The 25,683-nt window shown below is 65.8% G+C and carries 30 protein-coding genes; 18 read left to right on the plus strand and 12 right to left on the minus strand.

What is annotated here, in order from left to right:
• Positions 1-103 precede the first annotated feature (103 nt).
• Positions 104-1,171, plus strand: a complete 1,068-nt coding sequence (locus EAF64_RS08255; RefSeq protein WP_129068490.1) for an ATP-binding protein — start codon at positions 104-106, stop codon at positions 1,169-1,171.
• 599 nt (positions 1,172-1,770) lie between these two features.
• Here EAF64_RS08255 and EAF64_RS08260 read toward each other — a convergent pair.
• On the minus strand, positions 1,771-1,941 hold the full coding sequence (locus tag EAF64_RS08260; protein WP_129068491.1) for a DUF5786 family protein: 171 nt from the start codon (positions 1,939-1,941) through the stop codon (positions 1,771-1,773).
• A gap of 113 nt (positions 1,942-2,054) precedes the next feature.
• Here EAF64_RS08260 and EAF64_RS08265 point away from each other — a divergent pair, with 113 nt between their 5' ends.
• The 5 genes from EAF64_RS08265 to EAF64_RS08285 all read left to right on the plus strand — a co-directional run bounded on the left by EAF64_RS08265 (position 2,055) and on the right by EAF64_RS08285 (position 5,870).
• Entirely contained in the window at positions 2,055-2,903 is an 849-nt protein-coding gene (locus tag EAF64_RS08265) for an alpha/beta fold hydrolase (RefSeq protein WP_193767619.1), read from the plus strand.
• 77 nt (positions 2,904-2,980) lie between these two features.
• Positions 2,981-3,748: an alpha/beta fold hydrolase gene (locus EAF64_RS08270; RefSeq protein ID WP_129068493.1), complete on the plus strand. Its 768-nt coding sequence runs from the start codon at positions 2,981-2,983 to the stop codon at positions 3,746-3,748.
• A gap of 221 nt (positions 3,749-3,969) precedes the next feature.
• Positions 3,970-4,434 carry a TRAM domain-containing protein gene (locus tag EAF64_RS08275; RefSeq protein ID WP_129068494.1) on the plus strand — a complete coding sequence of 155 codons (465 nt, stop codon included), beginning with the start codon at positions 3,970-3,972 and terminating at the stop codon, positions 4,432-4,434.
• A gap of 143 nt (positions 4,435-4,577) precedes the next feature.
• On the plus strand, positions 4,578-5,051 hold the full coding sequence (locus EAF64_RS08280) for a Tfx family DNA-binding protein (protein WP_129068495.1): 474 nt from the start codon (positions 4,578-4,580) through the stop codon (positions 5,049-5,051).
• 33 nt (positions 5,052-5,084) lie between these two features.
• Complete coding sequence (locus EAF64_RS08285) at positions 5,085-5,870, plus strand: SDR family oxidoreductase (protein ID WP_129068496.1); 786 nt, start codon at positions 5,085-5,087, stop codon at positions 5,868-5,870.
• On the opposite strand, the gene EAF64_RS08290 is transcribed toward EAF64_RS08285, so the two are convergent.
• Genes EAF64_RS08290 through EAF64_RS08320 form a run of 7 tightly spaced genes read right to left on the minus strand, consistent with a single transcriptional unit; the run spans position 5,867 to position 10,880 of the window.
• Positions 5,867-6,925: a mannose-1-phosphate guanylyltransferase gene (locus EAF64_RS08290; protein ID WP_129068497.1), complete on the minus strand. Its 1,059-nt coding sequence runs from the start codon at positions 6,923-6,925 to the stop codon at positions 5,867-5,869. The genes EAF64_RS08285 and EAF64_RS08290 overlap by 4 nt on opposite strands.
• A gap of 31 nt (positions 6,926-6,956) precedes the next feature.
• Complete coding sequence (locus EAF64_RS08295; protein WP_129068498.1) at positions 6,957-7,238, minus strand: DUF7091 family protein; 282 nt, start codon at positions 7,236-7,238, stop codon at positions 6,957-6,959.
• A 42-nt stretch (positions 7,239-7,280) separates the two neighbouring features.
• Positions 7,281-8,030, minus strand: coding sequence for a CPBP family intramembrane glutamic endopeptidase (locus EAF64_RS08300; RefSeq protein ID WP_129068499.1), 750 nt, complete (start codon positions 8,028-8,030; stop codon positions 7,281-7,283).
• Between the two features lie 50 nt (positions 8,031-8,080).
• The gene (gene arsB / locus EAF64_RS08305; protein ID WP_129068500.1) at positions 8,081-9,244 is read right to left on the minus strand and encodes an ACR3 family arsenite efflux transporter; all 1,164 of its coding nucleotides are present in this window, start codon (positions 9,242-9,244) and stop codon (positions 8,081-8,083) included.
• Complete coding sequence (gene arsM / locus EAF64_RS08310) at positions 9,237-10,073, minus strand: arsenite methyltransferase (protein WP_129068501.1); 837 nt, start codon at positions 10,071-10,073, stop codon at positions 9,237-9,239. The genes arsB and arsM overlap by 8 nt, the downstream gene beginning before the upstream one ends.
• Positions 10,066-10,491: a low molecular weight phosphatase family protein gene (locus tag EAF64_RS08315; protein WP_129068502.1), complete on the minus strand. Its 426-nt coding sequence runs from the start codon at positions 10,489-10,491 to the stop codon at positions 10,066-10,068. The genes arsM and EAF64_RS08315 overlap by 8 nt, the downstream gene beginning before the upstream one ends.
• Positions 10,488-10,880 (minus strand): ArsR/SmtB family transcription factor, encoded by a 393-nt coding sequence (locus EAF64_RS08320; protein WP_129068503.1) that lies wholly within the window; start codon positions 10,878-10,880, stop codon positions 10,488-10,490. Before EAF64_RS08320 ends, EAF64_RS08315 begins: the two co-directional genes overlap by 4 nt.
• 198 nt (positions 10,881-11,078) lie before the next feature.
• Between EAF64_RS08320 and EAF64_RS08325 the strand changes: the two genes are divergently transcribed.
• The 3 genes from EAF64_RS08325 to EAF64_RS08335 all read left to right on the plus strand — a co-directional run bounded on the left by EAF64_RS08325 (position 11,079) and on the right by EAF64_RS08335 (position 13,181).
• Entirely contained in the window at positions 11,079-12,011 is a 933-nt protein-coding gene (locus tag EAF64_RS08325; protein WP_129068504.1) for a replication factor A, read from the plus strand.
• A 1-nt stretch (position 12,012) separates the two neighbouring features.
• Positions 12,013-12,630 (plus strand): RPA family protein, encoded by a 618-nt coding sequence (locus EAF64_RS08330; RefSeq protein WP_129068505.1) that lies wholly within the window; start codon positions 12,013-12,015, stop codon positions 12,628-12,630.
• A gap of 107 nt (positions 12,631-12,737) precedes the next feature.
• Positions 12,738-13,181, plus strand: a complete 444-nt coding sequence (locus EAF64_RS08335) for a CopG family transcriptional regulator (RefSeq protein WP_129068506.1) — start codon at positions 12,738-12,740, stop codon at positions 13,179-13,181.
• Between the two features lie 11 nt (positions 13,182-13,192).
• On the opposite strand, the gene EAF64_RS08340 is transcribed toward EAF64_RS08335, so the two are convergent.
• Complete coding sequence (locus tag EAF64_RS08340) at positions 13,193-17,608, minus strand: PAS domain S-box protein (protein ID WP_129068507.1); 4,416 nt, start codon at positions 17,606-17,608, stop codon at positions 13,193-13,195.
• Positions 17,609-17,838: 230 nt separating this feature from the next.
• Between EAF64_RS08340 and EAF64_RS08345 the strand changes: the two genes are divergently transcribed.
• From EAF64_RS08345 to EAF64_RS08355, 4 genes are read left to right on the plus strand one after another with little or no spacing between them, the layout of a single operon-like run.
• On the plus strand, positions 17,839-18,135 hold the full coding sequence (locus tag EAF64_RS08345) for a HalOD1 output domain-containing protein (protein WP_227738912.1): 297 nt from the start codon (positions 17,839-17,841) through the stop codon (positions 18,133-18,135).
• A 4-nt stretch (positions 18,136-18,139) separates the two neighbouring features.
• Positions 18,140-18,280, plus strand: a complete 141-nt coding sequence (locus EAF64_RS20910) for a hypothetical protein (RefSeq protein WP_193767620.1) — start codon at positions 18,140-18,142, stop codon at positions 18,278-18,280.
• Positions 18,277-19,077, plus strand: a complete 801-nt coding sequence (locus EAF64_RS08350; protein ID WP_129068508.1) for a PAS domain-containing protein — start codon at positions 18,277-18,279, stop codon at positions 19,075-19,077. Before EAF64_RS20910 ends, EAF64_RS08350 begins: the two co-directional genes overlap by 4 nt.
• Positions 19,078-19,120: 43 nt before the next feature.
• A complete protein-coding gene (locus EAF64_RS08355; RefSeq protein WP_129068509.1) occupies positions 19,121-19,327 on the plus strand; it encodes a hypothetical protein in 207 nt (68 codons plus the stop codon).
• On the opposite strand, the gene EAF64_RS08360 is transcribed toward EAF64_RS08355, so the two are convergent.
• Positions 19,328-19,783 carry a DUF5814 domain-containing protein gene (locus EAF64_RS08360; protein ID WP_129068510.1) on the minus strand — a complete coding sequence of 152 codons (456 nt, stop codon included), beginning with the start codon at positions 19,781-19,783 and terminating at the stop codon, positions 19,328-19,330.
• A gap of 123 nt (positions 19,784-19,906) precedes the next feature.
• Between EAF64_RS08360 and EAF64_RS08365 the strand changes: the two genes are divergently transcribed.
• Entirely contained in the window at positions 19,907-20,131 is a 225-nt protein-coding gene (locus EAF64_RS08365; RefSeq protein ID WP_129068511.1) for a hypothetical protein, read from the plus strand.
• Here the strand turns inward: EAF64_RS08365 and EAF64_RS08370 are convergent.
• Positions 20,128-20,901, minus strand: a complete 774-nt coding sequence (locus EAF64_RS08370; RefSeq protein ID WP_129068512.1) for an SDR family NAD(P)-dependent oxidoreductase — start codon at positions 20,899-20,901, stop codon at positions 20,128-20,130. The genes EAF64_RS08365 and EAF64_RS08370 overlap by 4 nt on opposite strands.
• On the minus strand, positions 20,898-22,157 hold the full coding sequence (locus EAF64_RS08375; protein WP_129068513.1) for an acyl-CoA dehydrogenase family protein: 1,260 nt from the start codon (positions 22,155-22,157) through the stop codon (positions 20,898-20,900). Before EAF64_RS08375 ends, EAF64_RS08370 begins: the two co-directional genes overlap by 4 nt.
• Positions 22,158-22,281: 124 nt before the next feature.
• Here EAF64_RS08375 and EAF64_RS08380 point away from each other — a divergent pair, with 124 nt between their 5' ends.
• The 4 genes from EAF64_RS08380 to EAF64_RS21340 all read left to right on the plus strand — a co-directional run bounded on the left by EAF64_RS08380 (position 22,282) and on the right by EAF64_RS21340 (position 25,662).
• The gene (locus EAF64_RS08380; RefSeq protein ID WP_129068514.1) at positions 22,282-23,340 is read left to right on the plus strand and encodes a phosphotransferase family protein; all 1,059 of its coding nucleotides are present in this window, start codon (positions 22,282-22,284) and stop codon (positions 23,338-23,340) included.
• Complete coding sequence (locus tag EAF64_RS08385) at positions 23,341-24,009, plus strand: 2-phosphosulfolactate phosphatase (RefSeq protein WP_129068515.1); 669 nt, start codon at positions 23,341-23,343, stop codon at positions 24,007-24,009.
• Positions 24,010-24,108: 99 nt separating this feature from the next.
• A complete protein-coding gene (locus EAF64_RS08390) occupies positions 24,109-24,498 on the plus strand; it encodes a hypothetical protein (protein ID WP_129068516.1) in 390 nt (129 codons plus the stop codon).
• A gap of 690 nt (positions 24,499-25,188) precedes the next feature.
• Positions 25,189-25,662, plus strand: a complete 474-nt coding sequence (locus EAF64_RS21340; RefSeq protein ID WP_227738913.1) for an HNH endonuclease — start codon at positions 25,189-25,191, stop codon at positions 25,660-25,662.
• Positions 25,663-25,683 lie beyond the last annotated feature (21 nt).

A 25,683-nucleotide genomic window follows, 5' to 3' on the forward strand; every position in this document is an offset into this window, starting at 1 on the left:
CTAGCCCAGTTTGGCATCCGTCCGAGGTTGGACGTGATAACTCACCATGGTTTACCATGGGTAACTGGTATCCTTCTACCTTGAAATAAACAATCTGCTAACAGTGTCCGAGAGACTTGATGAGAACCAGCGAGATGAACCAAGGGGAGGAGACGATGGGGGCCCTCGGCGTCTCATCGAGGGTCTCTCGACGCATGCCATCTTCACGCTTGACCCAGAGGGCGATATCATCACATGGCCGGGCCCGGCCCAGGCACTGTATGGATACGACTCCTCGGAAATGCTTGGCCGGACCGTGGCCGTGCTCTTTGCTGACGACACGGAATCGGACAGTGTCCGCGGAGACCTTCTTCAAAAGGCAAAAAACAGTTCCCACGAGGCGACCGCCGTCCAGTGTCGAGCGGATGGGTCAGAGTTTTGGGCGACGCTGACACTCTCACCCATCTACAACGACGAGTTCGACGGGTATGCTATCGTGAGTCATGATACGACCACGCAGCGACAAGAAACCGAGCGGCTCAAACGGCAAAACGACCGGCTCAAGGAGTTCACCGATATCCTCGTTCACGACCTGCGCAACCCGATTCAGCTGATCGAGGCCCGGCTCAGCCTATATCGCGAGACCGGAGAGATAGCCCATCTTGACACGATTGCGGATACGACAGCCCGGATGGAAGTGCTTGTTGATGACCTACTTACAGTGGCAAAACACGGCAGCGCGGTCGCGGACCCGGACCGGATCGACATGGGGGAGGTGATCCGAACTGCATGGGAAGCTACCGGGAAGCAATCACCGGAAGCAACGTTGCAAACGACGGAACTCGAGTCGGTGTATGCAGACTCCAACAGACTGGGTCAACTCTTCGAGAACCTGTTCCAGAACGCCCTCGAACACAGCGGTGCGACGGTGACTGTCAGCGTGGGGCCACTCAACACGGGGTTCTACGTTGAGGACGATGGTCCCGGAATCTCTGATGAGCTACGCAAGCAGGTGTTCAACCACGGTTTCTCCACATCCCAGGACGGATCTGGGTACGGGCTCTCGAGCGTTCGGACAATTATCAATGCCCACGGGTGGGGTGTAACCATCACGGAGGGCGATGCTGGCGGTGCGCGGTTCGAAATTACTGATGTCGATATTCTGAACAACCAACCGGAACCAGAGTCATGACAGGCCATCCTGTTACCGAAAACGCGGCAACACTGGACCGCTACGGAGAGAATCTCCCCGCCATTCATACTGCCCATCGTAAGGCCTCTCCGGATTGACCGCACGCCGGTGTGCGGTCGATTCGGGACACAGTTACAACGGTCTCCCAGTCACAACGGCCCTCGGAAGCGATCCTGGCACACTTTGGGGATGAGACACAGCGTACTGGATAATAACCTCCCCTGCTCAAAACACTGTGCAACATATGTGCATTGCAGCTTGCATAGCTTTCAGAAAATATACGAAAGCTGCCAAAACTTTCAGCGGTCAGTACGCATACCCACTGTAACAGCCGTTGCACACGACGATCTTTGAAGTTAGTCTCCGCCGAGCGAAGCGAGGCGGTCCATCTCACGCGAGGCTCGTAGAGCAGAGCGTGACGATAGTTTTACACTAGATTTTTGCGAGTAGTGAGGGACCAGAGTCGTTCGAGGGACGTAGTCCCTCGTGATGACGAGGGAGCGAAGCTCTCTCGAACCAGCCTCATTCCGTGCGAACGGGCGGCTTCGCCGCCCGTGAGCAGAGAGTGGTCGCCACAGGCGACCCGACGAAGTAACAATTTAGTCGTCTTTCATGTGCTGCAGTTGGTCCACCAGTTCGTCGGTGGACTTGTCGGACTGGAACTCGACGTCGCCGGTGTCGTGGTCTTCGTGGACGTTGACCGCTTCGTCTTCGTCGGTTTCGACGTTCTGATCCTTCTGCTCGGATTCGTCGTAGCTTCCAAAGCCCATTGTATTCAATGGAGATGACTCCCGGCCTAAAACTACCCCGGTCTCCATCGGCCGTGGATGTGATTGCCCACCACGCCACCGGGACTTTTGAGCCGGCCCGACCAAGCGGGGTCATGGCACGAAGTGACGAGTTCGTCACCGTCGACGGGATCGAGATCCATTACTCGGCGTGGGGCGACCGGGCCGACCCCACAGTTCTGTGTGTCCACGGGCTCTCCCGGAACGGCCGGGACTTCGATCCGCTGGCGCGGGCGCTCGAAGACGACTACCACGTGGTCTGTCCGGATATGCCGGGGCGTGGGTTGAGCCAGTGGGCCGACGACCCCGCCGAGCGCTACAGCAACGGGGCGATGGTCGAGACGCTGGTGGACCTGTGTGACACGCTCGAACTCGACACGCTCCGGTACGTCGGCACGTCGATGGGTGGCGGACTGGGGATGGCGCTCGCTGGGGGGCCGCTCGCCGATCGGATCGAGCGGCTGGTTATCAACGACATGCCGCCGAATCCGGAGACCGACTCGGCGCCGGAGGCCCTCGGGCGGATCATGGAGTACGTCCCGGAACCGCCGACGGTCGAGACGGTGACGGCCCTGGAGGAGTACTTCCGGGACCTCTACGAGGGGCGGTTCAGCGAGATGACCGATGCCGAGTACCGCCGGCTGGCGGTGACGTCGGCGCGGCGGACCGACGCCGGTCGCGTCACGGCGCACTACGACCCGCGGATCCTCGCGGGCGAGGACGACGAAGACGCCGAGGCGCCCGACCCGTGGGACGTGTGGGAAGCCATCGACGCGCCGCTGCTCGTTCTGCGAGGGACGGACTCGGACATTCTTCCCGCAGAGCCGTTCGAGCGAATGATCGAGACTCAGCCCGACGCCGAGACGGTCGAGATCGACTGCGGGCACGCACCGGCGCTGAACACGCCCGAGCAGATCGATCCGATCCGGGACTTCTTCGCGTGAGTGGCTAGGGAACCGAAACACTCCAGGTGGTGAGAGACGCGGTTCTCTCTCCCACGCCACAACGAGGGGAGTCGCTCATGTTCACGGTCGAATCGAAAGACGGTACGGAGATCGCAGCCGAACGAACTGGTGACGGCCAGTCGCTCGTGCTGGTCCACGGTGGGTCCGGGACACGTCACAGCTGGGACGCGCTGGGACCTCATCTCACGGACGAGTTCACGGTCGTCGCGCCCGACCGACGGGGACGGGGCGAGAGCGGCGATTCGGACGAGTACAGCCTCGACAGAGAGGTCGCAGACGTGCGGGCGGTCGTCGAAGCGGTCGACGGCGAGCCGATCCTGTTCGGGCACTTCTTCGGCGAGCTGGTCTCGCTGGAGGTCGTCAGAGACGGCGGGCTCGCTGGGACGATCATCTACGAGCCGGCGATACTGGTTGGCGAGCATCGGGGTGACGACCTGGCTGCACGGATGGACACACTCTTGCAGGAGGGTGAGCGCCGTGAGGCGATGGCGGAGACCGTCCGGGGCTCGGGCGAGGTCGAGGATCCCGAGGGGCTCCCGTTCTGTCCCGAGGGGGTCAACTTCCACCTCGCGGAGACGGTCGTGCGCGAGAACTACGCCATCGAGGCGTATCGACTCGCCGACGACCTCACGCTCCCACAGCCGACGCTCTTGCTGACGGGCGAGCGGGGGCCGACACACCTTCGGGACGCGGTGTGGGAACTCGACGACCGGCTGACCGACGCCGATCTGGTCGAGATGGAGGGTGTGAGGCACACGGCGATCTTCTCGGACCCGGTGCAGGTCGCCGCCGAAGTCGGGCGGTTCGCGGCGGCGGTGCGGTAGCGGGGATTACCAGCTCAGCACCGGAACCAGCGCCGTCAGCGCGCGTTCCGCCCGTTTTTCGCCCACGTTTTTGCGAGTAGTGCGGGAGCGAAGCTCCCGCATACCGTGCGAACGGGCGGCTTCGCCGCCCGTGAGCAGAGAGGGTGGCGGCCGTGCCGCCACCCGACGAAATAAAATGGTGGGTCGTAAGCGTTTAATCTCCGCTGTGAGTACGCCTCAGTATGCCGGATTGTCCACTGGCGGACGACTGCCCCAGTTTTAGCGAACGAATCGAAGGCATGGGGTGCCAGCACTACGGGGACCGCGGCGGCGCGGAGTGGTGCAGCCACTACAACCAGCCGATCCGTGACCTGAAAGAACAGCCGGTTCAGCCGGGCGAGGAAGTCGTCGTGACGGTCGAGGACATCCACGAGAGCGGGGCCGGCGTCGGCCGCACCGAGGACGGGTTCATCGTGATGGTCGACGGCGTCCTGCCGGAGGCACGGTCTCGCGTCCAGATTACGCGCGTCCACTCGAATCACGCCAAGGCCGAGGAGGTCGAGCGGCTCCCACTCGAAGACGAGGAGGAGACGGACGACGACGCGGCGGCAGCCGAAGCCGACGACGAGGCCGACGAGGTCGAGGACGCGGCGGACGAGGACGACAAGCCACACCTCGGGAGTCGGGACAACTTCTGGGGTAGCTAGAGTGGGCCGGGGGGTCGCGACCGGCAGGACTGTGGACAATCCAGCTCCCCGGCGCGCAGTCCGGGGGCGTCGTCGGGCGTTCGGACGGTGGGTTTTTCGCGCGGGCGGTGTTACGCTGTGCAACGGACACGTGGAGTACACGAATGACTGACGACGAGATCGACGTCGACGGGATCCTCGACCGGGCGGGATTCGATCCCGCGGCGAACGTCCTGACGCGGCGACAGGCGGAGGTACTGGCACTGCGTGAACGGGGACTGGCCCAGGCCGAGATCGCCGAGCTGTTGGGGACGTCGCGAGCGAACGTCTCCAGCGTCGAGTCGAGCGCCCGTGACAACGTCTCGAAGGCCCGGGAGACGATCGCGTTCGCGGAGACGTTGCGCGCGCCGGTCCAGATCACGGTCGAGCAGGGGACGGACCTCTACGACGTGCCGGCGCGGGTCTTCGCGGAGTGTGACGAGGTCGGGGTCAAAGTGAACCACACGGCCCCGGAACTCATGAAGCGGATCAGCGACGAGGCGGGCGACGCGGTCGTCGGGCGCAACGTCGAGCGGCGGCTGTTCGTCGGTGTCACCAGCGACGGGGCGGTGCGGGTGCGCCAGCGCCCCGAGGAGTGAGCCTTTTAGCCATCGGCGCTCGTCGGCCCGGACATGGATCTCGAACTCGACGGGAACGCGGTACTGTGTACGGCAGCTAGCAGCGGCCTCGGGCTGGCCAGCGCCGAGGCGTTCGCCCGCGAAGGCGCGGACGTGGCGATCTGTGGCCGGTCGCCGGATCGTCTCGACGAGGCCGAGCAGTCCCTGCAGGAACTCGGCGACGGCGAGGTCCTCGCGGTCGAAGCCGACATCACCGACGCCGACGATATCGAGCGGTTCGTCGGCGAGACCGTCGAGGCCTTCGGCGGGCTGGATCACGTCGTCACGAGCGCGGGCGGCCCGCCGAGCGGTCCCTTCCTCGATATGGACGACGAGGACTTCTACGCGGCGTACGACCTGCTGGTGATGAGCGTCGTGCGGACGACCCGGGAAGCGTACCCGCACCTAGACGACAGCGACGCGGGGACCGTCGTCAACATCACCTCCCGGTCGGTCCAGGAAGTCATCGACGGCCTCGTGCTCTCGAACTCGGTCCGCCGGGCGGTCATCGGCCTGATGAAGACCCAGGCTCGCGAGTTCGCGCCGGACGTGCGGGTCAACGCGGTCCTGCCGGGGGCCCACGAGACCGGCCGGATCGAGGACCTGATCGAGCAGAACATCGAGCGCGGCGAGTACGGGAGCTACGACGAGGGACTGGCGGACTGGTCGGACGGGATCCCCCTCGAACGGATCGGCGACCCAGAGGAACTGGGCGAGACCGTCGCCTGGCTCTCCAGCGAGGCGGCGAGCTACGTCACGGGCGCGGCGGTGCCGGTCGACGGCGGGAGTCTGCGGAGCTAGTACAGGTCCTCCTCGCGCAGCTGCGCGACCACTTCGCGCACTTCCTGGGCGCGGTCTTTCGGAATCACCAGCGTGCGGTCGCCGTAACTCGCGATCACCAGATCGGCGACCCCGACCGCGCTGACGTGGCCGTCGGTGGCGACGACGGTGTCCGTGGCGTCGTCCAGCAGGGCGTTGCCCAGCACCACGTTCCCTGCGTCGTCGGCCTCGAAGAGGCGTTCGACGGCGTCCCAGGATCCGAGGTCGTCCCACTCGAAGCTCGCGGGGACGACGTAGGCCTTGTCGGTGCGTTCGAGGACGGCGTAGTCGACGCTGACGGGGTCGACGGCCGCGAAGCCGCGGTCGGGGTCGCCGCTGTCCATGGCCTCGACGAGGGGACCCAGCGAGGACTTGCGGGCCTCGCCGAGGAAGGCGTTGGGCGACCAGGCGAAGATGCCGGCGTTCCAGTAGGAGCCGTCGTCGACGTACCGCTCGGCGGTATCGCGGTCGGGTTTCTCGGTGAAGGAGGCGACGGTGTGGTAGCCGCCGCGGTTCGCGGGTCGTTGCTCCCCGCTCGCCCGTTCGGAGGTCTCCCGATGGTCGACCTCCCGCCTTTCGCCGGGCTGGATGTACCCGTAGCCCGTCGCGGGGCGGGTGGGTTCGACGCCGACGGTGACGAGGCCGCCGGTGCTGTCGGCGACCTCGGCGGCGGTGCGGGCGGTCCCCGCGAAGTCGCCGTCGATCCGGTGGTCGCTGGGGACGGTGACCATGACGGCCTCGCTCAACTGGTCGCGGATGCGGTGGGCGGCGTACACCAGCGCGGGACCGGTGTCCTTCGGCGCAGGTTCGGTGAGGACGGCGGCCTGTGGCGCGTGTTCGCGGACGGACTCGGCGAACTCGGGACGGGTGAGGACGTACACCTCGTCGGCGAAGCCGGCGCGGTCGACGGTGTCGGCGAGGAGTGATTGCTCGCGGCCGAACGACTGGAACTGCTTGGGCCGGTGGCTCCGACTGGCGGGGTAGAGCCGCGTGCCGGTGCCGCCGGCGAGGACGACGGCGACGAGCGGACGGTCCATACCGGCGTGACGGCCGCTCGGGGGAAAAAGCCTACCAGGTCTCGACGACGCCCTCGCGCACGTCCTCGACACAGCCCTGGCAGTCGGTGTGGTCGGGGTCGAAACAGTCGGGGCGGCCGGCGCCGTCGAGCGCGACGGCGCGTTTCTCGGCGTAGCGGCGACAGACGATCTTCGCACGGCCCCGCTCGTCCTGCGGGAGGTCGGCCAGCGCGGACCGCTTGGCGTCGCTGTAGGCGCGTTTCGCCGCGGCGAACTGATCGCCGGCCGACCGGAGGTTCTCGACGAACCGGTGCAGTCGCCCGTCCTCGTCCATACCTGGCGTTGGGGGGCCGGCTACTAAGGGACGGCGCTCGGGCTACCCGACGACGTTGCTCAGGTAGATGCCGCCGAACAGCGTCGCGTTGTACAGGCCGTGGACCAGCGCCGGGACGACGAAGTTGTCCGTGTACTCGTAGACGGCCCCGAAGACGAGGCTCGGGACGGTGAGCAGGCTGATCGTGAGCAGCGCGGCCTGCGGGGAGGCCTCGACGAACGAGAAGATGTGGATCGGCGCGAACATCAGCGTGGCCAGGACGATGGCGGCGGGCGCGGAGAAGTCCTCGCGGAACCGGCCCTGGATGACGCCGCGATAGAGGAACTCCTCGCCGGGGCCGTTCAGCAGGAAGACGAAGGGGAGCAGGAAGGGGACGAACTCGGGATTCTCGGCGACGGTCTGTGCGGCCTGGTTCTGTGCGGGTGCGGTGTCCGAGACGGCAAGCACCAGGTTCGCGACGACCAACAGCGCCCCGAGGGCACCGATCCACCCGCCGACGATCACACCGACGTCTCTGAGGCTGGGGACCCGCGTCGGGACGAACTCGAGGACCGCTCGGCCGTGATAGCGGAGATAGACGTACCCGACGGTCGGGAACGCGATGCCCTGGATGCCGATCAGGCTGAGGATCAGCGCGCCCGTGTTGGAGAGTTCGAGACCGACTCCCAGAACGACGGTGGCGCTCAGGAGTAACACGACCGCGACCCCAACCACGAGGCTCGCGGCCGTGAGCCCGAGCATCGCCCCGATCACCAGGAGCCGACGCTTCGTCACAATTCTCGCGGAATCCATACTCTGCCTTGTCGGGAACGGGCAAAAAGACCGGCGAGTCCCGACCGCTGTCAGTCGTCTTCCGGAGCCGGCTCCGAAGCGGCGGCGTCGAGACTGCCGGTCGTCGCACCGCTCCAGTCGAACCGGCGCTGGAAGTACAGCGCGACGTTGACGAGTGCCAGCAGGACCGGCACTTCGATCAGCGGGCCGACGACGGTGGCGAAGGCGACACCGGAGCCGACGCCGAACACCGCGACCGCGACGGCGATGGCCAGCTCGAAGTTGTTCGAGGCGGCGGTGAAGCCGATGGCCGTCGTCGTCGAGTAGTCCGCGCCGATCCCTTTGCCCATGCCGAAGCTGACGAGGAACATCAGGACGAAGTAGATCGTCAGCGGGACGGCGATCAGGAGGACGTCACCGGGCGCGGCGACGATGTTCTCGCCCTGCGTGGCGAACATCACGATGACCGTAAAGAGAAGTGCGATCAGTGTCAGGGGGTCGATCTTCGGAACGAACTCGTCGTCGTACCACTGCTGGCCCTTCCACCGGGTCCCGACGTAGCGGGTGAGGAAGCCGCCGGCGAAGGGGATACCGAGGAAGATCACGATCGCCTGGAACACCTGCATCGGCGTCACGTCGAAGGTCTGGATGCCGGCGACCAGCGCGTCCATGCCCAGCAACGGCGGGAGGAACAGGCCGAAAAACCAGACGTAGACCCCGTAGGTGACGATCTGAAAGAGGCTGTTGAACGCGACGAGGCCGGTGACGTACTCGGTCGAGCCCTCGGCGAGTTCGTTCCAGACCAGCACCATCGCGATACAGCGGGCCATTCCGATGAACACGAGCCCGAGGAAGTACTCCGGCCGCGCGGGCAGGCCGGGGACGATGCCGCTGAAGAAGACGACTGCCAGTCCGAACATCAGCGTCGGGCCGATGAGCCAGTTCTGGACGAGGCTCAGGCTCAGCACGCGCCAGTTGCTGAAGACCGCGCGCAACTGGGAGTAGTCGGCCTTCGCCAGCGGCGGGTACATCATCGCGACCAGCCCGATCTCGACGAGGTGGAAGTCCTGAATCGGGCGTGTGACAGAGGGCGCGACGAAGCCCAGCCCGACGCCGACGGCCATCGCGCCGAAGATCCAGACGGTGAGGTACTTGTCGAGGAAGTCCATCGACCGCGGGTCCCCACAGCTCTCACACTCACAGTCCGGGCCGTGGTCGTGGGCGGTGTTACTCATCGGTCACCTCCGGTTTCCGGGCGGTGATCGACGCCGAGACGAGGAACTCGCTCACGTCGCGGTCGTCGTCCCACTCGCGGACGAAGCGGTCGCTGTCCGATTTCGGCGTGCTCTCGACGGCCTCGAAGCCGGCGTCGGTGAGCAGCTGTTCGAGTCGGTCGATCCGTGACGCCCCGGCGACACAGGACGCGACGGAGTCCGGGTCGGCTTCGACGCCCTCGGGCATCGGTGCCGTCTGGACCACGTCCGAGATGGCGAGGCGGCCACCCGGACGCAGAACCCGATTGGCCTCGTGGAACACCTGCGCCTTGTTCGGCGAGAGATTCACCACGCAGTTCGAGATGATCACGTCGACGCGCTCGTCGGCCACGGGAAGGTGTTCGATCTCGCCGAGGCGGACGGAGACGTTCCCGGCGTCGTTTTCGCGGGCGTTCTCGCGTGCCTTCTCGACCATCTCGGGGGTCATGTCGACGCCGATCACGTCTCCCGTCTCGCCGACTTCCCGGGCGGCGAGGAAACAGTCGAAGCCCGCGCCGGAACCGAGATCGAGGACCGTCTCGCCCGGCGAGAGGGCGGCCAGCGCCTGGGGGTTGCCACAGCCGAGCCCGAGGTTCGCGTCCCCGTCGACACGATCGATCTCGTCGGCAGAGTAGCCGTACTGCCGTGCGGTCTCGTCCGCAGGGGTCGACACAGAACTGTCGTCACAGCAGCTATCGTCGGTACAGCAGCCGCCGTCGCCGTCGCCCGTCGCGATGTCGGCGTACCGTTCACGGACGACCTGGCGCTGTGTCTCCGCGTCGAGTCCTGTCGTGTCGCCAGTCTCAGGCATCGGCGAGCACCTCCTCGACCTCCTCGAAGAGGTCACCGACCCGTCCCTCGATCTCGTCGCGGATCGCCCGCACCGCGTCGGGGTCCTGGCCGTCCGGATCGTCGAGTGCCCAGTCGCGTACGTCCGGCCCGTCGGCGTCCAGTTCCAGTGTCGAACAGCCCATCGTCGCGACGTAGTCACATCCGTTCAGTTCCGCGGTCGAAATCTCGCGTGGCTCACGGTCCGAGAGGTCGAAGCCCGCTTCGTCCATGATTTCGACGACTTCCTCGTGGACGTGGTCGGCGGGATGGGTCCCACCAGTCAGAATCTCGACCTCGTCGGTCAGGCCACGCTCCGCACGTTCCCGTTCCGCGAACGCTGCCGACATCTGAGAGCGGCCGGCGTTCTGGACGCAGACGAACGCGACGCGGACGGTCATCGGTCACCTCGCGTGTCGTCCAGCGCGGCGAGCAGTGCCTCGGCCCGATCGGTCGCCTCGTAGTACCGCCAGGTCCCGTCTTTCCGACGGGTGACCAGTCCGGCCTCCCGGAGGTCAGAGAGCGCGTGACTGATCGCGCTGTCGCTCACGTCGATCACGGGATCGATCTCACAGACACACAGCTCCCGGCCGGCCGCCGCCAGGAGCCGCACGATCTCGTAGCGTGTGTCGTTACCCAGCGTCTTCAGCGCACCGAGGTCGGTCTCGTAGTCGTCACCGACCGACGAGCGGTACTCCTGGAGCGTGTCCAGTCGTTCCGCCACGTCGGCCGCACAGCACTCCCCCGACTCCTCGGTGATGAGCCGCTCGATTCGCTCGGCTTGTCCCATACTTGAGTATCTGAGCAACTGTTCATATAGATCTGTCGGGTCGGGCCGGGACTGACACGGCGGCCGTCCTTCCGACTCGTCGATCCGTCTCCAGTATCCCGATTACACTTTCACTCCGGGTGGGGCGAGCCTTTATCAACGAAGCCGACCAACCGTCGAATGCCTCCCATTGAAAACGACGCGGAGGCAGTGAGAGCAATGACAGATTTGCGTACCCAGGCGGAAGAGATACACGAGCAGTTTTCAGATCAGCTAGAGATCTCGGTCGACGACGTCCACGAGCGACTGGAGACGCTGGTCGAGGAGTACAAGGTTCCGGTCGACGAGGCCCGGCGCAGCGTCACCAGCACGTACCTCGACGAGGCGGGCATGGACCGCGAGGAGCTGTCGGGTGGTGGCGGCAACGAGCAGGTCCAGGTCAGCGACGTGGACGCGGCCGAGGAGTGGGTCGACCTGACGGCGAAGGTCGTCGAGTTGTGGGAGCCAAACAGCGATGCCGTCGCGCAGGTCGGCCTGCTCGGTGACGAGACGGGCACGATCAAGTTCACGAAGTGGTCCAAATCGGACCTGCCGGAACTGGAAGACGGCGAGGTCTACCACCTGCGAAACGTCGTGACCGACGAGTACCAGGGTCGGTTCTCGGTCAAACTCAACCGGACGACGGTCATCGAGGACGCCGACGAGGAGATCGAAGTCGGCGACGACGACACGACCGTCGAGGGCGCGCTGGTGGACATCCAGAGCGGCTCCGGACTGATCAAGCGCTGTCCCGAGGAGGACTGTACGCGCGTCCTCCAGAACGGTCGGTGTTCCGAGCACGGCGAGGCCGAAGGCGAGTTCGACCTCCGTATCAAGGGGGTCCTCGACGACGGCGAGGACGTGCACGAAGTGATCTTCGACAAGGCGGCCACGGAGGACTTCACCGGGATCACGCTCGAAGAGGCAAAGGAGATGGCCATGGACGCGCTCGACACGACGGTCGTGGCCGACAAGATGCGAAAGGAGACGCTGGGTCGGTACTACCGGGTGACGGGGCCGACCTTCAGCCGGTACGTTCTGGCCGACGAGGTCGAGGAACTGGACGGGCCGGTGGATGCAGAAGAGACGCTGATCAAAGCGAGGTCGATCTAACATGGCAGCAGTACCATCCCGCGAGGTCGCACGGCGCGTGTTCGCCCGCGAGTTCAACGACGCGAGCTACACGTTCAAGGAGTCGGACGACGAACGCGCCCCGGTCTACCTGCTGCTCCCCACGGGCGAGCGGGCCAACCGAATCTTCCTGGTCGGCACGCTCACCGAGACCGAGGACGTGGGCGAGGACAGCGAGTACTGGCAGGGACGGGTCGTCGACCCCAACGGCGACACGTTCTTCATGTACGCCGGGCAGTACCAGCCCGACGCCGCCTCGATGCTCCGGGAACTCGAACCGCCGGCCTACGTCTCCGTCGTCGGCAAGCCCCGGACTTACGAGACCGACGACGGCGAGGTGAACGTCTCGGTCCGGCCGGAGTCCATTACCACCGTGGGCGAGGCTACCCGGGACCGCTGGGTCGTCGAGACCGCCGAGCGGACCATCGACCGGATCCAGGAGTACCAGGCCGCCGAGACAGAAGACGGCGCGGCCGTCGACGAGTACGTCCGGATGGCTCGCGAGGAGTACGACCTGTCGGTCGAGAACTACCGCAGGGCCGCCACAGAGGCCCTGGAGAGCCTCGAAGCGGACGACGAACAGGTCGAAGCCTCGCCCTGACTGGCCGTCGGGCCCCGTCACGCGCTCGCCTTTCTTTCACGCGCCATGACGAACGTGCGAGCGTCTGACAAACCTTCAAGTAGGAGTAGTGACGAGTTGGGCGTACGATGGGCAACAAGAACAAGACGATCTCCTTTCGCGTGAGCCAGGAGAAATTCGAGACGCTCCGCGAGATCGCCGAGGAGCGTGATCTCTCGCTCTCGGCCGTCTTCCGCGACTACGTGGACCTGCTCGTTGCCCACGACGGCCAGGTCGAGGTCGTCCCGGAACACGAGTTGACCGACAGCACCGACACGGGCGGGACGAGTTTCCCGCCGAAGGTCGAGGTGCCGAAGAGTTTCGTCCGCGAGCACGAGCGGCTGGAACTGGAGGCCGAACACCTCCGTGAACAGCTGGAGGAACACAAACGCTACGTGACGAAACTCCGGCAGGAACTCGACGCCCACGAGGAGGGCGAGGAGGTCATCCAGCTCGAAGATCTGGACGGCGACGAGGAAGAGGACGACGAACCGTCCTACCGCATCGGCAGCAGCTTCGACGAGTCGATCTGATTCCGGCCGTTCTACTCGATCTCTCCCGATTCGGTCGAGAACAGCTGTTCCATGAGCCGTTGCTGGGCGAGTCTGAGGTGGCGGTTGACGGTGGGCTGTGAGACCCCGAGCATCGCGGCGAGTTCCTCGCCGGTCGTCTCGCGGGGCTGCTCGAAAAAGCCCGCGAGGTAGGCGGTCTCCAGCACTTCGCGCTGGCGGTCGGTGAGAGTCTCGAACAGGGTCGTGACGAGTTCCCGTCTGGTGTGTGTACTGCGCTCGACGTGTCGGCGGGCGACGAGTTCGACGCCTGGGTGGTCCTCCCGGAGCATCTCGACGAACGCGCGGACGTCGGTGCCGGTCGGGAGGTCGACGACCACGTCCATGCCGGTGTGGTCGGCGGTGATGGACTGGGGGCGGCCGCCGTGGCTGACGAGTTTCGCGGCGACCAGCGGGGCGGCGGTCGTCACCTCGAACAGGGAGCCGTCGGCGTCGCTGATCAGGCGCGTGTCGGTCACGGAGACGAGGCCGTCCAGCACGTCGCGGACGGCGTCGGGGTCCGTGTCGTGGGCGACGAAGAAGACCCGGTCGTCGTCGTCGGGGATGGTGGCCAGTCCCTCGTACGCGACGCGACAGTCGGCCTCGCTGGCGATGCGGGCCAGCAGGTCGTCGGCGTCCACGAACCGGAGTTCGAGTTCGAGCAGGGTCTCGGCGTGGAGCGCCTGTCGGGTCTTGGCGGCGGTGATGGAGTTGGCGATGGACTCCCCGAGTTCGGCGAAGACGGTGCGCTCGAGGTCGCCGAACGCGCCGGGTTCGGTGGCGTAGACGGCGAGGACGCCGTAGGAGTACTCGTCGAAGACGAGGGGGACGGCGACGGCAGAGTGGAAGCCGTGGGCGAGTGCGGGCTTGCGCCACCCTTCGCGCTGGAGATCGTCGACGACGTTCTCGACGACGACGGGGGATTCGGTTCGGGCGGCCTGCCAGGCCGGTTCCGGGGTGGACGCGCTGCCGGCGGCGATCTCGTCGAGGTAGCTCTCGCCCTCGCCGGCCCACTGGCGGGCAGTGACGGACTCGCCGTCTGGGTCGAGCGTCCCGATCCAGGCGAAGCCGATGGTGTCGTCGGTGACCAGTCGCTCGCAGACGGCACGCTCGATCTCTTCGTGGGTGCTCGCGCCGATCAGCGACTGGTCGATCGAGCGGATGATCTCGGTGATCCCGACCTGTCGACGGAGCCGTTCGTTCTGGGCTTCGAGTTCGGCGTCGCGTTCCCGGAGGGTCGCCTCGCTGTCCAGGCGGTCCAGCGCGGCCTCGGTCGTCGCCACGAGCGTCTCGACGAGTTGCCGGGTGGTGGCGTCGATCCGGCCGTCCTGCGAGAGGGCGACGAAGACGCCGTGGTCGCCGATGGGGACGAGGACGCCGTTCCGGACGCCGTCGTCGAACAGCCCGGTGCCGTCGGTCGCATCGCCGTGTTCGACGACGGTGCGAGTCTCGGTGACGAAGGTGTTCCACACCAGGGAGTCGGCGTCGCCGACGGCGACCGCGGGCGGCCCGTCGTAGAGGTCGGCGAAGGAGTCGGTGAACGCGGTCGGTTCGAGCGTGTTCGTCCCGCTGTCGAGCAGATAGATCCCGACGGCTGGGGTGTCGACCACTTCGGCGGCCACCTCGAGGACCAGTTCGGTCACGTCGCGCTCGGTCTCTGTTCCAAGCAGTCGGCGGGCCGCGTCGTGGAGCGACTGCAGGGCCAGTTCGCGGCGTTTCTGGTCGGTGACGTCCATGACGACGCCCTCCAGGGCCTGGAGGGTCCCGCCGTCGTCGAACACACCGCGGCCCTGTTCCCAGAGCCAGCGTCGGTCGCCGTCGGCGTCCTCGATCCGGTAGGTGAGCTGGAAGGGGTCCCGGTTCTCGACGGCCCGCTGGACTTCGTCCCAGATCTCGTCGTTGTCGTCGTCGAGGACGTCCTCGCCCCAGTTCACCTCCCCGTCCTCGATCTCGTCGGGCTCGTAGCCCGTGACGGCCCGACAGCCCTCGCTGACGAACTCGAAGGGCCAGTTCGGGTCGTTCGCACAGCGATAGACCATCCCCGGGATGTTGCCCATTAGCGTCGAGAGTTCGCGTTCCCGCTCCCGGAGCTGTGCTTCGCGTTCCTCGCGCTCGCTAACGTCCCGGCCGATGCCCGCGATAGACTGCTCACCGTCGGGCGTCTGGAGCGTCGTCGCCACGAACTCGTAGGGAATCTTCGTCCCGTCGCTGGTCAGGAGGGCCACGTCCACGCGCGTCCGTCCAGTTTCGGACACCTCGTCGATCGCTGCCTCGATATCGGGTCGATCCGCCTCGGCGAAGAAGTCGATGGCGTGCATGGAGGCCATCTCCGCGTCGTCGTAGCCGGTCACGTCCGCGAGGCTCTCGTTCCACCGTGTCAGGTTCCCCGCCCGATCGAGGACGTAGAACACGTCGTCGATCGTGTCGAGGATGCCGTCGGTGAACTCCCTGTAGCGTTCGAGTTCCCGTTCGTTCTCCTTCCGGTCGGTGATGTCCCGGCTGATCCCGATGGTGCCGACGATCTCGCCGTCCTCGTCGCGGAACGGGTACTTGTTGTCGAGGAAGACGGCCTCCTGGCCGTCGACGTCGACGGACCGCTCCGTGACGATCGAGTCGCCGGTCTCGAGGACGGTCCGGTCGTCCTCGCGGATCGAGGCTGCGCTCGCCGCGTCGAACAAGTCCCCGTCGTCTTTGCCGAGGATCTCTTGCCGTGCGAGCCCGAAGAACTCGGTGCTGGCTTCGTTGACGAATTGGTAGTTCCCCTCGCGGTCCTTGATGTAGATGGGGTCGATCGTGTTCTCGACGATCGCTCTGAACTGACGCTCGCGTTCCTTGCGTTCGGTCACGTCGCGTGCGACCGCGACGACGCCGCCGAACTCGCCGTCGACGGTCAGGCGCGTCATCCGGTACTCCACGACCGCGTGGCCGGCCTCGGGATACGTGGATTCGTACTCCCCGCGAAGCTCGTCTCGCTGCCCGTCGATCAGTTCCTGGTAGGGGTCGCCGTCGGCGTCCTCTCTGATCCGTTCGACGAGGTGACTCCGCTCGCCTTCGAGGTCCTCGGGAGTCGTCCCGTAGAAGTTCGCGAGCGCCTGGCCGACGACCTCGAACCGGCCGTCCGCGTCGTAGATACAGGCGGAGTCACGCATCGCGTTCACCAGTTCGCGGTACCGTTCGAGCTCCCGTTCGCGTTCTTTGCGCTCGGTGATGTCCTGGTGGAACCCGACGAACTGGGTTGTATCGGGGTCGCCGCCGTCGATCGGTGCGATGCTGACCCGATTCCAGTACGCCTCACCGTCTTCGCGGTAGTTCCGGAGTTCGACGGAGGTCGAGTCTCCGGTCTCGACCGCGGCCCGGAGTTCGGCCACGTGTTCCGGGGCGGTGTCCCCGTCCCGCAGGAACCGGTACGAGCGCCCGCGGATTTCATCGGCCTCGTAGCCGGTCAACTCCTCGAAGGCCCGGTTCACGTACTCGATGCGTGTCTCGTCATCTTCGACGGTGGCGATGGTAACCCCGACTGGAGCGGCGTCGACGGCGCGGTTCTTCCGTCTGAGTTGCCGGTCGAACTCGTCGCGCTCGAACGCCGAACTGATCCAGCGGGCCAGGAGGTCGACGACCGTCCGTTCGGCATCGGAAAAAGGCTCCGCACGGGGCTCGGAATCGAAAAAACAGACCGTGCCGTGGAGTTCCCCACCCACCTCGATCTTGCCGCCGATGTAACAGTGGACGCCCCGCTCCCGACACCCGGGATCGTCGTCCCAGCCCTCGCGTGTGGCGTCGAAGATCCCGAGAATGCCGTCGGACGTGATCGTCTTCCGGCAGAACGTCGTCGAGAGGTCCGTGGCCGTCCCGACTTCCAGAGTGTCCTCGCCGGTGGCCCACGCGACCTCGTACCGATCCGTCTCGGGATCGATCTCGCTGACCAGTCCGCAGTCCACGTCGAGGCGATCACACCCGAGTTCGAGCACGCGCGACAGTTTCTCCGCGTCGTCGAGTTCGGGATCGGACGTGATGGTGTACAGCTCACGCCGGGCGTCGTCGAACGACGGGTCTCGCTCGGTCCGGCGTGCCAGCCGCTCCGCGAGTTCGCCGAGTTCGGTCGCCAGTTGGCCGACGCTGTCGTCGCGGTCGGTCGGCAGGTCGAGGTCGTACTCGCCGTCCTCGAGCCGTCGCACCTGCTCGATCAGGTGATCGATGACGCCATCGGCGTCGTGGTCGACCGCGAGTCCCACGAACAGTACCGGAACGACACCCTCACCGCCGGCTATCCCGGCGAGCGCCCGGAGCCACGCACCCCCGGCGACAGCCAGCCACGCACTCCCGACGGCCACGAGCGTGACCGTCAGAACCCAGTGCCATCCTCGGCCCGGTCGCTCCCGATCGACCGGGCGATCGCGGACGCGAGCGCGCACCCGTGCCCCTACGTATGGCAGCTTGAAAAATATACACGATTATTGAATAGAAATGGCACGAACTCGCCGGTGAGTGGTAACCGGTGGAGAGCAACCCCTCGGAGGTAGTGACCGAACCTGACGAATCGGCTGCAATCGGTGGCCGATCACCGATGAACCGAGCGACAGCAGGGCCGTCGGTCCGGAGGGGCTATACACATAGTGTCCGGATCGGGTCGGTGGTTCGGCATATGTCGGAGAGACGGATGCTGACGGCCGACCTTCCCGACTGTATGGAAGCACACTCTCGACGGAAGTCCGCCGAACGGGTGAGCACGCGGGTGATCGAAGCCATCGCGGACGCGCGCGGTGTCGACCCGACCGACCTCGACGTGCCGCTGTACTGGGAGGTCGATCTCGAAGCGTTGGACCGTCTCTGTGCGGACGACGCCAGTAATCTCGCGGTCACGTTCAGGTACGACGGAACGACTGTGACCGTCCACGGCGACGATCGAATCGACGTCGAGGGAACGGTCTACGAGGTCTAATACCATGTACGACGACTTCCGACAGCGCGTCGGCGACACCTACGAGGAGTACGAGCTCGGTTCGGTTACCGTCGCCATGATCTCGGACAACCGGAACGCGAACGCCTGGATCCAGTCGAACGTCACCTGTCCCGTCGAACAATGAGCGAGCACTGGCACGAGGAGACGGCGGCGGGGCCCGCCCCCGGTCGGCTCCCGGATCCGGCGCGATCCCGTTCGTCCACACCGATCGACGTCCTCTACGCCGACGACAACGCGGAGTTCGCCTCGCTGGTGGACTCGACACTCGGAGCCGACGAGACGTTCGACGTCGTCACGGTGGGGTCCGTCGGGGCGGCACTCGAACACCTCGACGACGCCGACTGCGTCGTCAGCAACCTCGACGGCTCCACGCCGGACGGCGACGACCTGCTCGCGACCGTCCGGGAGCGGTACCCGTCGCTTCCGTTCGTCCTCTTTACCGTCCAGTCGCTCCGCGACGTGCCCGCGACCACGTTCGACGGGCTCTGGACCGACTATCTGGAGAAGAACGGCCTCCGGTCGCTGGAACTGCTCGGCCAGCGCCTCCGCCGACTCGTGGCCCACCAGGCCGCCACGACCGCGGCCCAGCGGGGCCTGGCGGCGGCACAGGCCACGCAGGAAGGCATCGCCATCGTCGACCCCGACGGCGCCGTCGAGTTCGCCAACCGTGTCTACGCCACGCGGCTGGGCTACGACCCCGGCGAGATCGAGGGACGGCCGTGGCAGGACTGCTACACCGATACCGAGGCCGACCGGATCGCCACGTCGGTCCTCCCGACGGTCGCCGACGACTGGCGCTGGACCGGCGAGTGCGTCGCCCGCCGGAAAGACGGCGATTCGGTCGCCGTCCAGGCCCGTATCGTCCGTCTCGAAGACGAGAGCCTCGTGATCGTTCACGACGGCGACGCAGAACAGGCCTGAACCGACCCCATTATAGCGTCCGCTGGGCGAGTACTACACACCGATGTCAGACGAACAGCCGTCCGTTCCGGTCTTCTGTGACGACTGCGGCACCACGACGCGGGTGCCGCTGGACGACGTGGGCGAGGCCATCGAGCGCCACAACGACCAGCTCCACGACGGCGAGGAGGTCGCACAGGTCGATCCCGACATCGCCGACCACCTCGCGGACCTGGTGGTCGACGATCTCGGATTGCTCGACGAGGAGTAGCTACCGCACCAGGTCCTGCCGGAGCCGCCGCGCCCGGTCGGCCATCTCCCCGTTCTCGTCTACGTCAGCCAGTGCCTCGACGGCCTCCAGCGTCCGCACGGAGTCGTCGAGAAAGGAGAGGATGTCGCCCGGATAGGCGTAGAGCATGTAGTCGTCGCCCATCACGTCGACGATGGCGTCGGGGCCCAGTCCCTGAGCGCGCAACTCCAGCAGGTAGTCGACGAACTTCTCTTCGGGGTGGCCACAGTGGGGGTTGGCCTCGCAGTCACAGTCCAGAAAGTCCTCGGCGAACTCAAGCACCCGGTCGCGGGTGGCGTCGTCGAGCTTGGCCAGCCCGTCGCCCTGGTAGAGGATGTCCAGCGTCGCCCCGGAGAACGCCCCCTTCGGGATGGACGTCTCTAGCTGGGAGGCGATCTGCCGGTGGTTCTTCACGTAGATCTTGTCCGTGATGGCCACGCGTGGCCGTCACTTGACCGCTGACGCGCAAAAGTCTCTCGAAAAAACGGTGTGGCCAGCTTCCCGGTCTGAAACGGGGAGAAAGAGTGAAGTCGACGACACTACCGTTCTCTCGACGTACACATGTCCGAAACGAATCCGCTCGCGGACAGACGAATCCGCGGTGCCATCGGCCTGAGCGGTGCGCTCGTCGTCGTCTTCGTGGCGTACTTCTTCCTGGAGGGAACGGTGCAGCTGGTCGCGTACGGCATCGCCGTACTGGATGCCATCGTCACGCCGATCGTCCTCGGGAAGGCGGTCGAACAGAACGAGCCAGCCGAAGAGGAGGACCCGAGCCGGGTCGGTTAGGTCGTCGTCCAGCCGCCGTCGACCGTCAGGACGCTCCCCGTGCAGTACGCGGAGGCCTCGCTGGCGAGAAAGAGCGCGACACCCTTCAGATCGTCCGGTTCACCGAGCCGGCCCACGATCGTCTCCTCCTCCATCTGCTCGTGCAGATGGTCCATCCCCGAGTCCTTCCGGAAGGCTCCGCCGCCGATGTCGGTGTGGACCCAGCCCGGTGCGATAGCGTTGACCCGGATGCCCCGCGGACCCAGATCCGCGGCGGCCTGTTTCGTCAACTGGGCGACCCCACCCTTCGAGGCGACGTACGCGGCGACGCCGGGGAAATCCGACGCGATCTGGCTGAGAACCGACGCCGTGGTGACGATGCGGCCGCCCTCGTCCATGACTGCGGCGGCCTCCCGGATCGTGTAGAACACGCCGTCGAGGTTCACGTCCATCACCTCGTGCCACTGGTCGACGTCGTACTCGTCGACAGTCTGACCCAGCCGCCCGATGCCGGCGTTGGCGAAGGCCACGTCCAGCCCGCCGAACCCCTCGACGGTCTCCTCGACCATCGCGACGACCTCGTCGTGGTCGGACACGTCCGCCGGAATCGCCAGCGTCTCCGCGTCGAGGTCGTCGGCGACCGCCTCGACCCCCTCGACGTCCTTGTCGGCCAGCGCTAGCCACGCGCCGGCGTCGGCACAGGCTTCAGAGATTGCCTTTCCGATGCCCGACGCCGCCCCCGTCACGAGGACGACCTCGTCGTCGAGTCGGAACTCGTCGAGCGCGCTCATCGCTGTGGCTCCCCGAAGCGGGTGACGTACTCGAGTTCTTCGGGCACGATCTCGTCGTCGTCGAAGGCACCCTTGGCGATCGAGCGCATGTGGGCCTCGTCGGCGCCGTCGACGATGCGGAAACAGCGGACGTTCTCGTAGAAGTCCGCCAGCGGGAGGTCCTTGCCGATGCCGTTGCCCCCACACACCTGCACGCAGGTGTCGACGATGTCCTGTACGGTTCGGGCGGCGAACACCTTCGACATCGAGACTTCGGTGTCGGCCTGGCCGTCCGCCTGGATGGTCCGGGCGGCGTGGCGCACCATCGTCCGGGCGGCGTGGAGGCGCATCTCGGCGTCGGCGATGTCGAACCGGAGCGCCTGCTTCTCGCTCAGTGTGTCGCCGTAGGCCGAGCGCTCGTCCATGTAGGCCTTGGCGATGTCCAGCGATCGATCGGCCATCCCCATGAAGCGCATGCAGTGGGTCAGCCGTGCCTTACCGAGGCGTTGCTGAGCGATGGCGAGCCCCCCGTCTTTCGGGCCGAGCATCTGGTCTTCGTGCACGCGCACGCCGTCGTAGACGACCTCGGCGTGGCCCATGCCGGACTCGCCCATGTGGGGGATGTCACGGACGTACTCGACGCCGTCGGCGTCCGCGTCCACGATGAACGCCGAGGTCCCGACGTAGGGGTGGGCGTCCTCGTTGGTCCGGGCGACGACGATCAGGAAGTCCGGTTGGCTGTGCCCGAAACTCGTCCACCACTTGTGACCGTCGATGACCCACTCGTCGCCCTCTTTCTGTGCGGTCGTCTTGAGGTTCTTGGCGTCGGAGCCGGCCCCGTCCATCGGCTCGGTCATCGAGAAACCCGAGGAGACCTCGCCGTCCACCAGCGGCCGGAGGTACTCTTCTTTCTGTTCCTCGGTGCCCGCCTGTTCGAGAATCTCCATGTTGCCCTCGTCGGGCGCGGCGACGTGCATCGCGCCCATGGCGAAGATCGAGCGCCCGGCCTGCTCGAAGACGGGGAGCAGGTCCGCGAACTCCACGCCGAGGCCGCCGTACTCCTCGGGGATCTGCGGGCCGAACACGTCCCGTTCGCGGGCGATCTCCCGCAGGTCGTCCATCAGTTCGCGCCCCTCATCTCGGCGGTCGGCGTCGCTCGCCGCGTCCCGTTGCCCTAGCAGTTCCCGCTCTCTGGGCAGCACTTCCTCGTCGACGAACGCGCGTGTCCGTTCGGCAACCTCGCGCGCTCGCTCGGAATCCTGATACGTGAGATCCATACCCTCCCAGTGCGAAACTGAGGGGGTTAGTACTACTGCCGCCCTACCGAGGCTCATTTAACCCCCTCCGATAGTGCCAGGGGGATGACAACGCATTTACTACCGACTACGCTACTCGGTGGCAATGGCAGACGAAGCCGATCTCGTCGACCGCGACCGCCTGCGGACCTTCCTCGCGGCGCGACTGGGCGAGACCGAGCAGTTCGACGTGGAACGACACGATCAGGGATTCTCCAACGAGACGCTCTTTGTCACCTGGGGCGACCGTGACCTGGTGATCCGCCGGCCGCCGCCGGGCGAGACCGCCGACACCGCCCACGACGTCCTCCGGGAGTACGAGGTCGTCCACGCCCTGCAGGACACCGACGTGCCCGTCCCGACGACCGTCGCCGAGAGCGAGGACACCGACGTGATGGGCTGTCCGTTCTACGTCATGGAGCGACTCGAGGGCGACGTGATTCGCTTCGTCGAACTCGACCGTTTCGCCGACGCCGACGCCCGCCGGCAGGTGGGCGAGGAGATGGTCGACACGCTCGCGGCCATCCACACCGTCGACGTCGAATCGGTCGGGCTCGAGGACTTCGGCACCCCCGAGGGGTTCGCCCAGCGACAGGTCGACCGCTGGACCGAGCAGTTCGAGTGGGCCTTCGAGGAGACGACCGCCGAGCGGGAAGTCCCGGCGATCCACCGCATCGGCGACTGGCTCGACGACAACGTCCCCGACGAGTCCGCCCACGCGCTGGTCCACGGCGACTACAAACTCGACAACGTGATCTTCGCGCCGGGCACCCCGCCCGAGATCGGCGGCGTCCTCGACTGGGAGATGTCGACGCTGGGCGACCCGCTCTGTGATCTGGGGTGGCTGCTCTTCTTCTGGCCCGACCCCGAAGACGACCTCTCGCCGCTGATGCAGACGATGGCACCTTCCTTCACCGCCGACGAGGACTACCTGACCCGCGGCGAACTGGTCGAGCGCTACGAGGACCAGACCGGCGTCACCGTCGAGAACCAGCGGTTCTACCGTGTCCTCGCGGTGTACAAGATGGCCGCGCTGGGCGAGATGTTCTTCGCCCGCTACCTGATGGGCAACTCCGACAACACCCTCTACCAGATGATGGAAGACGGCGTCCCGACGATGGCCGACCACGCCGTCGAGATCATCGAGGGCGAACGCCCCCTGTAGATGGCCGTCCACACCGTCGACCGCCTGGAGGACGTGCCCGACCCCGCGCCCGACGCCACCTTCGTCGTCGTCGACGTGATCATCTCCTCGACCAGCATCGTCCGCCTGCTGGAAGGGGACGCTCGCTACGTCCGCCCCTTCGCGGACCCCGACGCGGCCCGCGCGTTCAAGACCGAAACCGACGACGCCGTCCTCGTCGGAGAGCAGGGCGGCCAGCCCGTGGACGGCTTCGACTGCTCGCCGCTCCCCTCCCTGATCGCCGAGCGGGACTTCACGGACCGCCCGGTGGGCATCCTCACCTCCAACGGCACCCGCGCCGTCCACCGCATCGGAGCCGACGCCGAGGTCCTGATCGGCAGCACGGTCAACGCCGCGTCCGTGGCCGACCACCTGCGCGAGCGCGAGGACGACGTGTGGCTCGTCGCCGCCGGCCGACAGGGCGACCGCACGCCCGAGGACTCCGCTGGCGTCGAGTTGATCCGCCGCCACTACACCGACGAGGCGGCCGACTTCACACCCGACGACCTCGCCACACGGGTCCGCGAGAGCGGCACCGCCGAGTGGCTGCAGGGTCTGGGCTTCGAGAACGAAGTGGAGGACCTCTGTACGTTCGACTCCAGTTCCGTCGTGCCGAAGCTCCGCGACGGTCGGTTCGTCGATACAGAGTGACCTGCGCCCGGGAACTCAGTTTCGTGTTGGGCCACTTATTCCGACCCCTCTCGCGTGAATACTACTAGTTTAATACGTCTGGTAGCTTCTTCGTCAGAGATGAGACACTCGATCCGTACAGTTGTGCTCAGTATCGCTACCGTCGCCGCCCTGCTCGCCGTCGCGAGCGGCCCCGTAGCGGCGGCCGACGACGTGGACTGCGTCGACGGCTGTCTCGACGACGGGTCCGAGAAACCCGAATTGAACGTGCCCCGCGGCGGTGTGGCCCTCGACGGCCCCGTCGTCACCGTCGACAAAAGCGACGACGTGATCGAGATTCGCGTCTCCGAGGCGTTCCTCAAGGCCAAGAAGGCCTTCAAATCCGGCGACGGCTCCGAAATCGGCGTGATGCCCGGTGACAATGTCAGCGATGTGGCCGCGAAACAGATCGTGTTCGTCACCAACCCCGACACCATGGACGAGTCGCCCGAACTCGGCCCCGACAACTGAGCGCCCTGTCATCCCGTTGCAGGGCGTCCCGGGAGTCGTAACGTATTTCAGGAGCAGGCGGCCTACAATCTCGTGTCGAGCGTGTCCGGGCTGGGGTACTGGTATCCTCCAGCCTTGTGGTGGCTGGGAAACGGGTTCGATTCCCGTGCCCGGACTGACATATCTAATTTCTTAACTAGGTTGTCGGAAGGGTTGACTCTCTTACGTACAGCTCTATTCATTCGGCTCCATAGACATCTATGCAATGGTGATCAAGTCTGATATATGCACAACTGTCCGGAGTGCAACGAACAATTCTATTCTCTGCATAAATTACGTGTTCACCACAAATCCAGTCACGGCGAATCGCTTCCGAACCGAGAGTGTGACGAGTGTGGTTCCCGGTTCTTCTGTGAATGGGAACGCAAGTACTGTTCTGACTCCTGTCGGTACGAAAACCGGAGTAACGAAGGAGAAAACAATCCGAACTACAGCGGTGGGAAGACCGAAACTGAGTGTGAGATCTGCGGCGGAACCTTCGAATACTATCCGTCGGAAAAGAAGGGGCTCTACTGTCCGACCTGCGTCGAATCCGAAGACTGGCGGCCGAAACAGGATTTCAGCGGCGTGGACAATCCTCGGTGGAACGGTGGCAAGCAGGAATACGAATGCGACGTGTGTGGCGATACAGTCGAACGCTATCCCGGCAGAGTGACCGGTGAAATCGTCGCCTGTGACAAAGACTGTCACAGAAAATGGCTCTCCGAGGCGTTCACCGGCGAGGGTCACCCCAACTGGGAAGGGGGCGACACCGGCAACTACGGGCAAGGCTGGAACCGCAGCAGAAAGAACGCACTGGAGCGGGACGGGTACGAGTGTACGCACTGCGGGAAGACCAGGGAAGAGATCGGGCGGAATCCCGACGTGCATCACATCGTCCCGGTGCGGGTGTTCGCGGCGGCGCGAGGGTTCACGAAAGCGGACGCGCACTACAAAGAGAACGTCGTGTCGCTGTGTATCGATTGCCACCGGAAGGCCGATTTCGGGAGCATACCGAAGGCGCGGCTGTTGTCGTACGTGCCGGCGGGGACGAAGTACGGCCCGCACGTGGCCCTCCCGGAGGGTGCGGGGCGCGTCGAGAGTGGGAGTCGGCGGGCGCAGCGGCCCGAGAATACGGTGCGGTGACCCCCGTGCTATATATTTCAC

Source organism: Halorientalis pallida (assembly GCF_004118325.1).
Lineage (GTDB): Archaea > Halobacteriota > Halobacteria > Halobacteriales > Haloarculaceae > Halorientalis > Halorientalis pallida.

Bases quoted from the DNA above. Each gene is read 5' to 3' on its own strand.
- EAF64_RS08365 (WP_129068511.1), top strand. From the start codon at position 19,907: ATGTCCGAAACGAATCCGCTCGCGGACAGACGAATCCGCGGTGCCATC.
- EAF64_RS08315 (WP_129068502.1), bottom strand. From the start codon at position 10,491: ATGACCGTCCGCGTCGCGTTCGTCTGCGTCCAGAACGCCGGCCGCTCT.
- EAF64_RS08345 (WP_227738912.1), top strand. From the start codon at position 17,839: ATGTCGGAGAGACGGATGCTGACGGCCGACCTTCCCGACTGTATGGAA.
- EAF64_RS08260 (WP_129068491.1), bottom strand. From the start codon at position 1,941: ATGGGCTTTGGAAGCTACGACGAATCCGAGCAGAAGGATCAGAACGTC.
- EAF64_RS08355 (WP_129068509.1), top strand. From the start codon at position 19,121: ATGTCAGACGAACAGCCGTCCGTTCCGGTCTTCTGTGACGACTGCGGC.
- EAF64_RS08285 (WP_129068496.1), top strand. From the start codon at position 5,085: ATGGATCTCGAACTCGACGGGAACGCGGTACTGTGTACGGCAGCTAGC.
- EAF64_RS08290 (WP_129068497.1), bottom strand. From the start codon at position 6,925: ATGGACCGTCCGCTCGTCGCCGTCGTCCTCGCCGGCGGCACCGGCACG.
- EAF64_RS08300 (WP_129068499.1), bottom strand. From the start codon at position 8,030: ATGGATTCCGCGAGAATTGTGACGAAGCGTCGGCTCCTGGTGATCGGG.
- EAF64_RS20910 (WP_193767620.1), top strand. From the start codon at position 18,140: ATGTACGACGACTTCCGACAGCGCGTCGGCGACACCTACGAGGAGTAC.
- EAF64_RS08380 (WP_129068514.1), top strand. From the start codon at position 22,282: ATGGCAGACGAAGCCGATCTCGTCGACCGCGACCGCCTGCGGACCTTC.
- EAF64_RS08270 (WP_129068493.1), top strand. From the start codon at position 2,981: ATGTTCACGGTCGAATCGAAAGACGGTACGGAGATCGCAGCCGAACGA.
- EAF64_RS08370 (WP_129068512.1), bottom strand. From the start codon at position 20,901: ATGAGCGCGCTCGACGAGTTCCGACTCGACGACGAGGTCGTCCTCGTG.
- EAF64_RS08265 (WP_193767619.1), top strand. From the start codon at position 2,055: ATGGCACGAAGTGACGAGTTCGTCACCGTCGACGGGATCGAGATCCAT.
- EAF64_RS08320 (WP_129068503.1), bottom strand. From the start codon at position 10,880: ATGGGACAAGCCGAGCGAATCGAGCGGCTCATCACCGAGGAGTCGGGG.
- EAF64_RS08325 (WP_129068504.1), top strand. From the start codon at position 11,079: ATGACAGATTTGCGTACCCAGGCGGAAGAGATACACGAGCAGTTTTCA.
- EAF64_RS08280 (WP_129068495.1), top strand. From the start codon at position 4,578: ATGACTGACGACGAGATCGACGTCGACGGGATCCTCGACCGGGCGGGA.
- EAF64_RS08385 (WP_129068515.1), top strand. From the start codon at position 23,341: ATGGCCGTCCACACCGTCGACCGCCTGGAGGACGTGCCCGACCCCGCG.
- EAF64_RS08390 (WP_129068516.1), top strand. From the start codon at position 24,109: ATGAGACACTCGATCCGTACAGTTGTGCTCAGTATCGCTACCGTCGCC.
- EAF64_RS08330 (WP_129068505.1), top strand. From the start codon at position 12,013: ATGGCAGCAGTACCATCCCGCGAGGTCGCACGGCGCGTGTTCGCCCGC.
- EAF64_RS08350 (WP_129068508.1), top strand. From the start codon at position 18,277: ATGAGCGAGCACTGGCACGAGGAGACGGCGGCGGGGCCCGCCCCCGGT.
- EAF64_RS08375 (WP_129068513.1), bottom strand. From the start codon at position 22,157: ATGGATCTCACGTATCAGGATTCCGAGCGAGCGCGCGAGGTTGCCGAA.
- arsB (WP_129068500.1), bottom strand. From the start codon at position 9,244: ATGAGTAACACCGCCCACGACCACGGCCCGGACTGTGAGTGTGAGAGC.
- EAF64_RS08295 (WP_129068498.1), bottom strand. From the start codon at position 7,238: ATGGACGAGGACGGGCGACTGCACCGGTTCGTCGAGAACCTCCGGTCG.
- EAF64_RS08335 (WP_129068506.1), top strand. From the start codon at position 12,738: ATGGGCAACAAGAACAAGACGATCTCCTTTCGCGTGAGCCAGGAGAAA.
- arsM (WP_129068501.1), bottom strand. From the start codon at position 10,073: ATGCCTGAGACTGGCGACACGACAGGACTCGACGCGGAGACACAGCGC.
- EAF64_RS08275 (WP_129068494.1), top strand. From the start codon at position 3,970: ATGCCGGATTGTCCACTGGCGGACGACTGCCCCAGTTTTAGCGAACGA.